The following is a 12,916-nucleotide window of genomic DNA, read 5'->3' as shown; positions in this document are numbered from 1 at the left end:
GAATCCATTTTTACTGGAATAGTAGAAGATATAGGTAAGGTCAAAGCAATCAAACGTGGCGGTCAAAGTATGCAATTAACAATAGACTCTCGAAAGATAACAGATGACATTCATTTAGGTGACAGCATTTCCATTAATGGGGTTTGTTTAACGGTTACTTCTTTTTCGGGAAGTGCCTTTACGGTTGATGTAATGCCGGAGACAGTGAAAGGGACGAGTATTCAATCATTGCAATTGGGTCATAGTGTCAATTTAGAACGAGCAATGCCAGCAAATGGCCGTTTTGGCGGGCATTTTGTATCTGGACATGTGGATGGTACAGGTATTATTTTGCGCAAGCGCAAAGTGGAGAATGCGATATATATTGATATTGGCATTGCAGAGGAGCTCAGTAAATATTGTATTTTAAAAGGCTCGGTAGCTATTGATGGCATCAGTCTAACTATTTTCGATATTCAGCCACGTCAGCTCACAGTTTCAATCATTCCACATACTTTAAGTGAGACAGTGTTAGGTATAAAAAAGGAACGGGATCTAGTCAATATTGAAAATGATTTGCTTTGCAAATACGTGATTCAGCATGCTGAGAGGCAACAAAAAGAAACGCCAATGACGATGGATTTTTTAATGCAAAATGGATTTTAAAAAGAGGCGGTGTTTAATATGTTTCATTCAATAGAAGAGGCAATACAAGATTTGAAAAAAGGAAAAATGATTATTGTAGTGGATGATGAAAATCGTGAAAACGAAGGAGATTTACTCGTCCTTGCGGAGTATGCAACACCAGAAAACATCAATTTCATGGCAACCCATGGAAAAGGATTAATTTGTACGCCAGTTTCACAGAAGCTGGCGGAACACCTTGAACTTTATCCAATGGTTCACAACAATACAGACAATCACCAAACAGCCTTTACAGTGAGCATTGACTATAAGGATACAACCACAGGCATTAGTGCATTTGAACGTTCGGAAACCATTATGCAGCTATTAAACAAAGATGCAGGTGAGGCTGACTTTCGGCGACCGGGACATGTTTTTCCGCTCATTGCTAAAGAGAATGGAGTTCTCGAACGCCAAGGGCATACTGAAGCAGCAATTGATTTTGCAAGAATTTGCGGCAGTGAACCAGCAGCCGTTATCTGCGAGATTATGAGCGATAATGGTGAAATGTCTAGAGTACCGGAACTACTAGTGTTAGCTGAAAAATATGATTTAAAAATCGTTACTATTGCAGACCTCATTCGCTATCGTTATATCCATGAAAAACTAGCAAAACGCGAAGCATCTGTGAAAATGCCTACAACACTTGGTGAATTCCAGATGGTTGGCTATTCAAACAAAGTAGATAGCAAAGAGCATATAGCTTTGATAAAAGGGGAGTTGCGGGAGGAAGATGCTCCGTTAGTGCGTATTCACTCGGAATGCTTGACGGGAGACGTATTTCATTCAAAACGGTGCGATTGCGGACCGCAATTGGAGAAGGCGATAGAAAAGATTGAAGCTGCTGGTACAGGTGTCATTCTTTACATGCATCAAGAAGGCAGAGGGATTGGGCTGTTAAATAAACTTAAAGCCTATGAGCTTCAAGAACAGGGCTTGGATACAGTGGAAGCAAATGAACAATTGGGCTTTCCAGCTGAGATGCGTGATTATGGTCTTTGTGCCCAAATGCTCCGCGACTTGGGTGTAACTAGGGTTCGATTAATGACGAACAACCCAGAGAAAGTGGAAGGGCTAAGGAAGTATGGAATTGAGATAGTAGAACGAATAGCGCTTGAAACTGAGGCTGTTGCTGAAAATCAATATTATTTACAAACGAAAAAAATAAAAATGAATCATATTCTTGCATAGGGAGTGTTAAAACACATGGGACAAGTATTAGAAGCACAATTAATAGGAACAGATTTAAAAATAGGGATTGTTGTAGGTAGATTTAATGAATTTATAAATGCCAAATTGCTAGGCGGAGCAATGGATGGTTTAAAACGCCATGGCGTATCTGAAGATGATATAGATGTAGCTTGGGTGCCGGGAGCATTCGAGGTGCCATTTATTGCAAAGAAATTGGCAGATACGAAGAAATATGACGCCATCATTGGTCTAGGTACGGTGATTCGTGGCTCCACATCTCATTATGATTATGTTTGCAATGAAGCGGCTAAAGGAATTGCAAATGTTGGATTAACTACTGGAGTGCCGGTTATCTTTGGTATTGTTACAACGGAAAACATCGAACAAGCAATCGAACGTTCTGGCACTAAATCAGGAAATAAAGGATATGATGCAGCTGTTTCTGCGATTGAAATGGCTAATTTAAATAGTTTGATTGAAGAATAAGCAATTGTAAATGGTAAGAGGCTTAGCATTTTAGCTAAGCCTCTTATTTTATTGGAAAAAATCAGGATGTTTAATGTGAGGGAAGTACGGGAATAGAATTATGAAGATGAAAAAATATCATGAACAATTTTAAATAGAAAAAACATGAAAACGCTATCATAGAAAGGGAGACTGGTATTTATGAAAATTACAATCGTTGGTTCTGGGCATGGAGGATCTGCTGCAGCAGCAGCGATGGCACAGGAAGGACATGAGGTCAGCATGCTAAAGCTAAGCAACCGACCAGATCAGCATTTTGAAAAGCTAAAAGAAACAAAAGAAATCAAGTTGGAAGGCATCGAAGGCAATGGTACATATCAGCTAGCGAATGTAACAAATAACCCTGTAGCCGCTATTCCAGAAGCGGATATCATTTTAATTTATTACGTTTCGAATTACCACGAAAATTTAGCTAAGGCGCTTGCCCCCTATCTCCAAGCTAAGCAAACGGTTTATATTTGCCCAGGGTATTTGGGCAGTTTACTCTTTAAGAAAGAAATGGAACGAATCGGACGAATTCAAGAAGCCCCACTATTTGTAGAAGGTGAAACACTTCCGTATAGCTGCCGTATTACATCCCCGGGTGCAGTCACTATATATTCTAAGAACTATGGACACCCAATAGCAGCATTGCCAGCGAACCGTATCGAAGAGGCATGCAGAATATTAGAACCAGTACTGGACAACCCTATACCACGCGACCATATAGTAGAAGTCGCTCTCCACAATCCGAATCTCATCATGCATACTGTAGGGATTGCAATGAATGCTGCATATATTGAAAATTCAAATGGAACTTTCTCTATGTATACAGAAGGTTTTACCCCATCTATTTGGAAAGTGGCTAATGAATTGGATCGCGAAAAAATGGCGGTTTTGAGAAAAATCGGTTCATCTCCTCTTTCTTATATCGATGAATTTAAAGTGCGTACTTTTACAGATCCAGATAAATACTCTGAAAAAGAAGCGTTCTCAATCTATGCAGACAGCGTAAGCGATTTGCATACGGATAAAGTTGAAAACCGGTATATTACGGAGGATGTACCAATGGGTCTTGGCTTACTTTATTCGCTTGGTAGAGAGCTTGGTGTTCCGACGCCTGTTGCAAATTCCATTATGACATTGTCTGGCATTATGACAGATTCTGATTACTATAAACAGGCCCGTACGGTAAAAAGTCTTGGCTTCAAAGATGCAAGCGAGCTAATGAATGAAGTGGGCAACAAAGAAGATAAAATCTTTTTACAAACAGCACGTCAAAAATAAAATAAGTAAAACACGTGTATGGCTGGAGAATTTGCAGCATACCGTGTTTTTTATTTGGTTTTAAAGGGAAGACGTTGGAAGCGGTTTTTTACTTTTATGATAAAGATTTATTGTTGACATAATTTATGTACGGTGTTATAAATGTATAGTCTTATTTCGTATACGAAATATACGGAAGCGAATTAAATGTAAGCAAGGGGGAAGAAATGAAGAACGTCTTTAATAATGAGATCATCAATTCTTTCTATAGTATCTACATGCAGGAAAGAAAAATTCTGCAAAGTGACGCAGAGAGAGTGGGTCTGACTGTTGTCCAGTTGAGAGCTCTTTATAAAATATCCGTTCGTCCGAATGTGCGATTGGCAGAACTTGCCGAGCGAATGAAATCGACGAATAGTACGATTAGTAGTGTGATTGATCGGTTAGTGGATAAGGAGCTTGTAGAACGGAAAACATCCGAGAACGACCGCCGGGCTATAACCATTTGCCTTACTTTAAAGGGTGAGGAAAAATTGAGAGAATTTCAGGAGAGTAAATCGGAGACGGTTCAAAAGCTTCAAAGAATTAACGATTTGCCCGCGGAGGATATAAAACGTTTGTTAGAAATTCACCAAAAGATATTAAGTATTTTAAAGGATTAATGAAGGAGGAAGTTTTTTTATGAAGGCCAAACGCATGATTTTATTAAATGTGATTTTGCTTATAGTCTTAGTTGGAGGTGGGTTTATAGGCTATTATTATTTCAATCAATCTATGAACTATATCTCTACAGATAATGCACAAATCGCAGGTCAACAAGTAAATATCGGAGCACCAGGCAATGGCAAATTGGTAAGATGGGATGGCAAGGTTGGAGATACATTTAGCAAAAACGATACAATCGGTACAGTTGATATGCAGGGTACTGATGGGAAATCTGTTAACATGCCAATCAAAGCACCACAAGATGGCACAGTCGTGCAAAGCAATGCTGTAGAAAATGCAATGGTTGCTGCTGGCACACCTCTTGCTATCAGCTATGATTTAGATCATTTATGGGTTACTGCAAACATTGAAGAAACAGATTTAGATAATATTAAAAAAGGCCAAGATGTAGACATTACAGTCGACGCATTCCCTAACACAACATTAAGCGGTAAAGTACAAAAAATCGGTTTAGCAACAGCCGGCACATTCTCATTGCTGCCTTCAAACAATTCATCAGGCAATTACACAAAAGAAACACAAGTAATTCCTGTGAAAATCTCAATCGATAGTTACGGAGTAAAATTAGTTCCTGGAATGAATGTAACCGTGCGAATTCATAAGTAGGTGATAGCATGTCAATTTATATCATTGGTTATATTCTCATATCCGTCATTCTGCTGATTGTTGTGAACTTTATGGTAAGAAGACAAAAGAATAGTAACACAAAAGATGAAAAAGTGACGCAAGGAACAATGGCTAACAAGAATCAAGAGATGGATTCTAAAAAGCCAGTAGAAGTAGAAGAGTTTAACAATGCTGCTCCTCAGCCAGTACAGGAGGAAGAGCATGCAGAAGAAATACAAGAACCTAAAAAAGAAGAGGCTACGGAGGAAGTGCCACCTGTAAAAGAAGAGGCTAAAACACCGCCTGCTAAAGTCATAGACAATAAGGGTAAATTACTCGTTACGATGATGATTGGTGCATTCGTTGCCATATTGAACCAAACATTATTGAATGTAGCTATCCCGCACATTATGAATGATTTAAGTGTATCTGCAAGTACTGTGCAATGGTTATCAACAGGCTACATGCTGACGAATGGAGTTTTCATTCCGATTACTGCGTTCCTAATCACAAGGCTCGGGACCAGAAAACTATTTATATCGGCCATTACGTCATTTACAATCGGCTCGATTATTTGCTCGCTTTCCACCACATTTTCACTATTAATGCTCGGAAGGGTTGTGCAAGCGGCGGGCGCCGGCGTTATCATGCCTTTGCTTATGACCGTATTCCTTACCATCTTCCCGCCTGAAAAACGTGGAGCGGCGATGGGACTATTCGGTGTTGCAATTCTATTCGCACCAGCAATTGGGCCAACATTATCCGGTTGGTTAATTGGCCATTATTCTTGGCGCGTACTATTTGATATCGTTATTCCAGTCGGTATAGTTGCAATTCTAATGGCACTTAAATGGATGGTTGATGTTGTAGAAATCACCAAACCAAAATTTGATACATTCGGTTTTATCTTTTCAACTATCGGTTTTGGCTTCCTGCTTTATGGCTTTAGTGAAGCAGGTAACAATGGCTGGGACAGTAAAGTTGTATTGATTTCATTAGCCATTGGTATCATCGGTTTAATTGCTTTTGCTTGGCGTGAATTAACAGTAGAACAGCCAATGCTAGATTTACGAGTATTTAAATATGATATTTTCACGCTAACTACAATTATTAGTATGATTATAAATATGGCAATGTTCGCAGCCATGCTCTTGCTACCTATTTATTTGCAAAATATTCGCGGTTTCTCAGCGCTGGATTCTGGCTTGCTCATGCTGCCTGGCGCGATTGTCATGGCGATTATGCTACCAATCTCAGGGAAACTATTCGATAAAATGGGAGCAAGATGGTTGGCAGTCATTGGATTGGTTATAACAGTAGTCACTACTTATCAATTCTCTAAACTATCAATGACTACTTCCTATAGCTATATCATGCTACTTTATGTAATGCGTATGTTTGGTATGTCGTTCTTGTCCATGACTGTATCAACAGAAGGGATGAACCAGCTACCTCAACATTTGGTGGGCCACGGGACATCTGCTTCCAATACAGCTAGAACCGTTGCGGGAAGTATCGGTACCGCCTTTTTAATCACAGTCATGACAACGAGAAGTAATTTCCATACAGCAAATTACGGAAATGTCATCTCAAGCGACAATCCATATTTAACAAATCAGTTGCACAGTTTAGGTAGTACATTCTCAGCGATGGCTGGACTTCCTGCACAAGGAGGCCAAGTGTTGGCGACAAGTTCAATTTACGGGCAAGCTGTCAAACACGCGACAGTCAGCGGAATCAACGATGCCTTTATTATTGCGACAGGCATTGCGGCAGTTGCTTTAGTTTTAGCTTTCTTTATTAAAAGAGCTAAACCAAATACAAAAGATTAAACTGTTTAATAGGCTGGATCCTTATTGGATTCAGCCTATTTTTTTGAGAAAATAGAGTATAATAGATTGCGAAAAATGATTATGTACCAATGAGGATGAGAATTTATAAGTGAGTGGAAGAAAAGAGAGAAAGTATCAAAGTAGAGTAAGGAATTGGAAGATTGGTATTTTTCTAGTGATAGAAGCCGGATGGTTTATAATGTTTCGCGAATGGTTTGATGCATGGCGGCATAAGGGGTGGTTATATGCTGCTTTATATACGGCTTTATTTGCAATAGGATGTTTTTATATAAACGAGAAGTTGAGCCCATTAAAGGATGAACGAAAAGAAGAGAAATTCAATAAAAAATATCCTTTTATTAAAGATCTAGAGGAAGAGCAGAATTTCACCATTTATATGAAAAATGGAAAAGTTATAGAAAATGCTAGTCTTATGGTCCATATAAGTATGGAAATCATCGTTGTGACAAATTTAACGTTTGGTGAGCTTGAATCAGAGGTGCATACAATAAAGCTAAAACACATAGAGTCTGTCAGTTTCTAATATATAGCCTTTTAAAAAAAGAACCCTAATCATCGATCAGGGTTCTTAAAGTTTCACCTTCACCTCTGTACCATCTTTTGCTTTCACCTCTACTAGTTGAATCCCCTTATAATTCTTCAGTTCTTTGAGGATTGGCTTCAAGGTTTTTTTATCGATAAGAGGAAAGATAAAGTCTATTTCTTTTCGTTCAAAATGATTTTTTGTCCATTTATTTAGATTCTTATGAAAAAGATTAGATGAAACAACGGTAATAGCAATATTTAAAAATACATAAGGAACTGGGATGATAAATCGGAAGCCTTTTGTTTTTATTTTTACGTATATCATAAGAAATTACTAATCAATGATGACCGAAACGGTATCACCGTTTGCTGATTTGATATCAACAATTTGGCCATCTAGTTCATTTTCGATTGCTTCAATAATCAGGTTTATGTCTATATCCTTCATGTATTTCTCTGATTGAGGAATACTTGCTGCGATGCTATATCCAGCCATCAATACAACTTTGACAAGCTTAATCGGCACATTGACTGTCACATTATCACTTTCAGTTGATACCACACGAACCTTTAACGTTTTATCTAAATAGGTTGTTGGTTTTTCAGTAACCTGATTATTTGGTTCTTCTTTCTCTTTTAAGATGTGGATCAATTCGGCTCCTTTATCAGCATCAATCTTTCCTTCTTGAATCATCGTGATGACTCTAGCAATTTCTTCTTTCATGTGGAATGCTCCTCTCTACTCTTTTAAAAGCTTAATGGCTTCTTCTGGTGTAATTTCACCGTTTTCTAACATGGTAACAATTTTCTTTTCGTCTACTTCATTTTTCTTCTTCTGTTCATATCCAAGGGATGCGATGATGTCCGATAGCTTGCCTCGAACTGTCGGATACGAAATGCCCAGTTCTTTTTCAACTTCTTTAATATTTCCTCGGCATGTCAAAAAAACTTCTACAAATTCTAGCTGCTCTTTAGATAACGATGCCAGCTTTGATAATTCAAACTCATTTTCAATCGTCGTTTGGCAGTGAGAGCAATGTAATTTTGTGATTTTCATTGTATTGTTGCAAACAGGGCAATTTGTGATTACTTTATAGGCCATAATGAAATTCCTTTCTTTGATTGATTTGATTATATAACAAGGATTAGAATGTTTAAAGTTATAATTTTAATTTTTATAGATAAAAATTTAACTAATATCAATTACTTTATTAATAAAATTAACTTTTAACTTTATAATTTGCAATCGATCTTAAATGGAGGAATTGGGAAAAGGGATAATTAAAAATGAAATAAAGCGAAAGCAGTTGCTTTCGCTTTTTTAGTATTTATTTTAGAAGACTTTTAGCTATTTTGCGATTTTCTCTATCTTTAGATTCTTTAGCCACTCGTTTGATGTGGGAAAGAATTGTAGGAGTATTCCAGTAATCTGTATCCCATTCACAAAAGGCGTTTAAAGCCATGTATTCAAATCTTCTATTATTTAATTGCATACATTTTTCTATAAAAGAAAGGCCTATTCCTTCATAATCACTTATATAAGAAATCGCTATATCAATGCATTCTTCTTGTTCAGGCGTCATGTGTTGTAAATCAATTGCTTGCTGAATAAATTGGATAAGCTTTTCTACTACCTGCCGATTATGAGATTGCATGATGTATATGTAGAGCGATTTATCATAGTTCCCATGCATGATCTTCTCCAAAAAAATATGAGATAAATCAAATTGTATTGCCTGTGCAACGCGTATAGGAATATAAAGGTCAGGCTCTACATCTAAAGACTGTACTATAAGTGGTTTCCATTTAGAATTTTCAAGGATGGATTTAATCTCATTTTCAAGTGAAAGTTTTTCTGCCAGTGTTCCGTTATATTCTACGTAATCCCCCTCTACCACACCCGTGATAAAGCATTGGATGACGGCAACGGGGTACAGTTTTTTAAGGGTAGTGGCATGTTTTTTTGCATGCTGAACATAAGAATTTAGAACATCCCTAGCATGAGGATATTCTTCAATTGTATAGGATGGCCCTTCTTCTATAAGACCTTCTATTATTTGGCCTGCTCCGTTGTACAAGGATTCGGATATCGTAGGCTGTGCCAATGCCATATCTAGCTCGCCTTTCATAGCGCAGCTATAGGCTAGATAGTGATTCATAATTGAATTTTCACAGCCCTTTGTTAAAAGCCATTCTTTTATTTCGTCTGTTACAGGCTCCAAACGCTCCACACAAGCAATCTTGCCCCAACCATTTACTTCTTTTGCTAGCAAATATAAATTTTCATGTGGATTCTTTGTACCCTGCAAAAAAGCATCTGCTACATATAATGTAAACTCTTCATGCAATCCTATTGTGTGTAAAAGTGTCAAATCTTCTTCACAATTTGAAAAACCAAGAATCATAATACCAAATTGCATGGCATACCGATGTGACGAGTGGTGAATAAACCAAAGTGCTTCATTGTGCAATGCTTCTCGATCTATCCCTTCTTCTTGTTTTAATAACTCCCGAAAGATTCCAACATATTCAGCAAATTCCTTATCTCTTACTTTTTCATAAATAGCTCTGCGGGTTTTATGGTTAGGTGTATTTAATTGTTTTAACAGTAATTTCAATAATGATTTTGCGTCAGAGGAAAAGCCGTATGTATCATCTATCAGCTGATCGGCTGCGCCAGGAGCAAAACGAATATCATCGTCTTCTAAAAAATAATAAGATTCATCCGGCAATGTTTCATTCACAACTTTACCGTTTACTTTCATCTGATCAATGATAAAGGGGAGGATAGCTTGTCGATATTCTGATGGATTGAAGTCTAATACTTCTTTTTCTTTAAAAATAGTTGTGCCATCCACTTTTATAGTACAAACATAGGATTTAATGCCTCCGATGTCCGCGTCAATGATATAAGTTTCACCATCTATTTCAACTTTCTCTTTTAGTTTCTTGAATGTATAGAAGTGGGAAACAAAGCTTGGATATTGAACTTGTTTCACTAATGTTTGATCTACAAATAATTGTTTTGCATGAATATCCATAACGACTTTAATTATATGTCCCTTATAGTCTGTTTCCCATTCATAGTGAATGTCCTCTTTAAATTCTTCTTTAAAATTTTGCCACTCTAAACGCATGAATCGCTTAAATTTTGACATAGGTCACCTCTTTAGCTCTCTTAATATACTGTCTATCATATAATAAAAGCTTATTGGTTTGTTAAATACATTTACCAAAAAGGTAAAATTATGCTATATTGGTTGAATTCCTTATGACATAATGATGTATATAGGAAGCAGGGACATCATCCAAAAATGACAAGCAGAAAGGGGAGAGAGTGTGGTTACAATTGATTATTCATCTATTGCTATTATACCTGTCATAACTCTAATTTTAGCATGGTGTATCTGTGGTTACCTTTTCTACCGTAACTATAAAAAACATGGAGGCGTCATTAAAATTTGGAAGGCTGCACTTGTCCTATTTATTGGCCTTTTTTCTTTTTCTATCAACTTGAACATCTGGAACACAGCGCTAAAACTATCCATTTTGCCTTTAGGGGTATGGATTTTATATTTTGTGTTGAAAGGCAAAAATCGTTGGCAATCGTATCGCTCTTTTGCTTGGATGGGATTTGGCTTCAATTTTATTTTTCTAGTAGCTTCACTTGTAACAATACCCTTTCAACATTGGATTTTTCCAGACAAAAATCCAACTACCTTTATGGCAAATTTAGAAAATGCAAAATTAATCACTATTCATCCTTCAGCAAAAAAGAATATAGTGTTAGATAGAAAGAAGCTAGCAGGGAAATTCACACACTTGAAACAGCGGGAAATCTATAGTGATAAGTGGTTTTCAAGCCTTTATGAGATGAGTCCCTCAGAAATTAACAAAAAAGAAGAACATTTTCCTTATCAACTTGTAGGAGTAAAGCCGAAATGGGGAAGTGGGCTTCCCTCACCGGTTCTGTACATAGAAAAAGGCGGAAAAGGAATTCTGATAACTACGTCTCAGCATCAGCTTTACTACCGTTTAAATGATTCAGTGCTAAGGGAGGAGCATTAGTATGAAGAAAAGAAAAGGAATGTTTGCTCTTTTAGTGGTGGTTATTGGTATTATAGGTCTATTCTTCTATTATTCTTATTCAAAACCAGCGCCTTTTCCAACAGAGGAAGCGCTGAAAAAGGATATAAATCAGACCTTCCCTGAGGCTAGCGTAAAAATAATACAAGACATAATCCATGTTGATGAACGCCATAAAGTGGTTCCTTTTATTTCTTTGAATAAAGACTATGGACTTAGCTATTGGATTTGGAAGAAGAATAAATGGCGAGTCGCTGAAGTGGATAATCGCGAAGAACCGATGATATGGAAGATAGAAGAGGGAAAACGGCCAAAGTATGTATATGTGTGGAATATTTTTCATAAAAATAAGGTTGATTCATTTACATTTTATCTAACGAGACAGCGGGATTATATCACCTGGGATAGGAAAGGCCTTTATATTCCACCAGTTCAAATGACGGAGAACGTGCGATTGCATAATAAGACATATGGGGTTTTCCCTATTCCAGAAGATTGGGCTACGATCATCGATTATGCTAGACCTGTTCAAATGGATTGGCTCTTCTCAAATGAGGAGGATGGAGATTCGCTTAATTTTGGATGGAGACCGAATGCCAAGCCTGGTGTAAAAGAGCCGATTGATTTTACTAATAATGGAGAAAGCTTTTCAACCGGGGATATCATTTTACGCTTTCCAGAACGTTTTGAAAAGGGAAGTCGTGATCTTTATGAATGAGTATCGATAATCTAGGAGGTGTTTTTATGAAAATGATAAAAAATTTAAACTCAAAAGATGAAATTATGGATGCCTTTCCGGTCATGAGCCAACTCAGAACACATTTAGATATAAACACATATGTAGAATTAGTGATGGAAGCGATGGAAAAGGAACAGTATAAGCTCTATGCACTCGTTGACTCTGATGAAATAGTTGCGGTGGTCGGATTCCAGCCAATGATTACACTTTATTATGGAAGATATATATGGGTATGTGATTTAGTGACAGATGCATCTAAGCGCTCGTTCGGTTATGGAGAAGAGTTGCTTGTATTTGTAGAAGAATGGGCTAAAGAATATAAGTATGAGTGTGTGGCCTTATCTTCTGGGTTGCAACGTACGAAGGCACACCGTTTTTATGAAGAAAAGATGGGGTACGACAAGGTAAGCTATGTGTTTAAGAAAGAATTCTAATATGTTGTAAAAAGCTATGCTTGTTTTATCCTTGAATGGCATCCAGTTGAATGGTACGATGAATATAACTTAAATATTTGCAGGGGGACACGAAAGTGTTGAGAAGGTTTAAGCCTGACCCTTAGAACCTGTCAGTTAATACTGGCGTAGGGAGCAAAGTACATATGATCGTTTTGTACAGCAGCTCTCCGTTTATGGGAGAGTTTTTTTGTACCCAACCAAATATTTTAGTGCGGGGGGACACGAAAGTGTTGAGAAGGTTAAAACCTGACCCTTAGAACCTGACAGTTAATACTGACGTAGGGAGCAGATGAAGGTATGAA

At 37.4% G+C, this 12,916-nt stretch carries 15 protein-coding genes and 2 riboswitches; of the genes, 11 read left to right on the top strand and 4 right to left on the bottom strand.

Going from position 1 to position 12,916, the window contains the following annotated elements; all coding sequences use genetic code 11:
• Positions 1-6 precede the first annotated feature (6 nt).
• The 8 genes from ribE to F0527_RS15380 all read left to right on the top strand — a co-directional run bounded on the left by ribE (position 7) and on the right by F0527_RS15380 (position 7,332).
• Positions 7-645, top strand: a complete 639-nt coding sequence (gene ribE, locus F0527_RS15415) for a riboflavin synthase (RefSeq protein ID WP_150285546.1) — start codon at positions 7-9, stop codon at positions 643-645.
• A gap of 18 nt (positions 646-663) precedes the next feature.
• On the top strand, positions 664-1,854 hold the full coding sequence (locus F0527_RS15410) for a bifunctional 3,4-dihydroxy-2-butanone-4-phosphate synthase/GTP cyclohydrolase II (protein ID WP_066790509.1): 1,191 nt from the start codon (positions 664-666) through the stop codon (positions 1,852-1,854).
• A gap of 15 nt (positions 1,855-1,869) precedes the next feature.
• Positions 1,870-2,340, top strand: coding sequence for a 6,7-dimethyl-8-ribityllumazine synthase (gene ribH / locus F0527_RS15405; protein ID WP_066790508.1), 471 nt, complete (start codon positions 1,870-1,872; stop codon positions 2,338-2,340).
• 180 nt (positions 2,341-2,520) lie between these two features.
• Positions 2,521-3,645 carry an NAD/NADP octopine/nopaline dehydrogenase family protein gene (locus tag F0527_RS15400; protein WP_150285491.1) on the top strand — a complete coding sequence of 375 codons (1,125 nt, stop codon included), beginning with the start codon at positions 2,521-2,523 and terminating at the stop codon, positions 3,643-3,645.
• A gap of 206 nt (positions 3,646-3,851) precedes the next feature.
• Positions 3,852-4,286: a MarR family winged helix-turn-helix transcriptional regulator gene (locus F0527_RS15395; protein ID WP_066790504.1), complete on the top strand. Its 435-nt coding sequence runs from the start codon at positions 3,852-3,854 to the stop codon at positions 4,284-4,286.
• A 19-nt stretch (positions 4,287-4,305) separates the two neighbouring features.
• On the top strand, positions 4,306-4,956 hold the full coding sequence (locus tag F0527_RS15390) for a beta-barrel domain-containing protein (protein WP_066790502.1): 651 nt from the start codon (positions 4,306-4,308) through the stop codon (positions 4,954-4,956).
• An 8-nt stretch (positions 4,957-4,964) separates the two neighbouring features.
• Positions 4,965-6,788 (top strand): DHA2 family efflux MFS transporter permease subunit, encoded by a 1,824-nt coding sequence (locus F0527_RS15385; protein ID WP_150285490.1) that lies wholly within the window; start codon positions 4,965-4,967, stop codon positions 6,786-6,788.
• Between the two features lie 109 nt (positions 6,789-6,897).
• Positions 6,898-7,332 (top strand): hypothetical protein, encoded by a 435-nt coding sequence (locus tag F0527_RS15380; RefSeq protein ID WP_150285489.1) that lies wholly within the window; start codon positions 6,898-6,900, stop codon positions 7,330-7,332.
• Positions 7,333-7,377: 45 nt separating this feature from the next.
• Here the strand turns inward: F0527_RS15380 and F0527_RS15375 are convergent, their stop codons facing one another.
• The 4 genes from F0527_RS15375 to F0527_RS15360 all read right to left on the bottom strand — a co-directional run bounded on the left by F0527_RS15375 (position 7,378) and on the right by F0527_RS15360 (position 10,492).
• Positions 7,378-7,659 carry a hypothetical protein gene (locus F0527_RS15375; protein ID WP_150285488.1) on the bottom strand — a complete coding sequence of 94 codons (282 nt, stop codon included), beginning with the start codon at positions 7,657-7,659 and terminating at the stop codon, positions 7,378-7,380.
• Between the two features lie 9 nt (positions 7,660-7,668).
• The gene (locus F0527_RS15370) at positions 7,669-8,058 is read right to left on the bottom strand and encodes an SHOCT-like domain-containing protein (protein WP_150285487.1); all 390 of its coding nucleotides are present in this window, start codon (positions 8,056-8,058) and stop codon (positions 7,669-7,671) included.
• A 15-nt stretch (positions 8,059-8,073) separates the two neighbouring features.
• Positions 8,074-8,436 carry a DUF2089 domain-containing protein gene (locus F0527_RS15365; protein ID WP_150285486.1) on the bottom strand — a complete coding sequence of 121 codons (363 nt, stop codon included), beginning with the start codon at positions 8,434-8,436 and terminating at the stop codon, positions 8,074-8,076.
• 226 nt (positions 8,437-8,662) lie between these two features.
• A complete protein-coding gene (locus F0527_RS15360; protein WP_150285485.1) occupies positions 8,663-10,492 on the bottom strand; it encodes a hypothetical protein in 1,830 nt (609 codons plus the stop codon).
• A 181-nt stretch (positions 10,493-10,673) separates the two neighbouring features.
• On the opposite strand from F0527_RS15360, the gene F0527_RS15355 reads away from it, so the two are divergent.
• Genes F0527_RS15355 through F0527_RS15345 form a run of 3 tightly spaced genes read left to right on the top strand, consistent with a single transcriptional unit; the run spans position 10,674 to position 12,593 of the window.
• Positions 10,674-11,402 (top strand): hypothetical protein, encoded by a 729-nt coding sequence (locus tag F0527_RS15355; RefSeq protein WP_150285484.1) that lies wholly within the window; start codon positions 10,674-10,676, stop codon positions 11,400-11,402.
• 1 nt (position 11,403) lies between these two features.
• Complete coding sequence (locus tag F0527_RS15350; RefSeq protein WP_150285483.1) at positions 11,404-12,138, top strand: hypothetical protein; 735 nt, start codon at positions 11,404-11,406, stop codon at positions 12,136-12,138.
• 26 nt (positions 12,139-12,164) lie between these two features.
• Complete coding sequence (locus F0527_RS15345) at positions 12,165-12,593, top strand: GNAT family N-acetyltransferase (RefSeq protein ID WP_150285482.1); 429 nt, start codon at positions 12,165-12,167, stop codon at positions 12,591-12,593.
• Positions 12,594-12,664: 71 nt separating this feature from the next.
• Positions 12,665-12,763: riboswitch (TPP riboswitch) on the top strand.
• A 54-nt stretch (positions 12,764-12,817) separates the two neighbouring features.
• A riboswitch (TPP riboswitch) is annotated at positions 12,818-12,916 on the top strand.

This window comes from Rummeliibacillus sp. TYF-LIM-RU47, from assembly GCF_008638315.1.
Lineage (GTDB): Bacteria > Bacillota > Bacilli > Bacillales_A > Planococcaceae > Rummeliibacillus > Rummeliibacillus stabekisii.
This window is presented reverse-complemented; position numbering and strand designations above follow the sequence as displayed.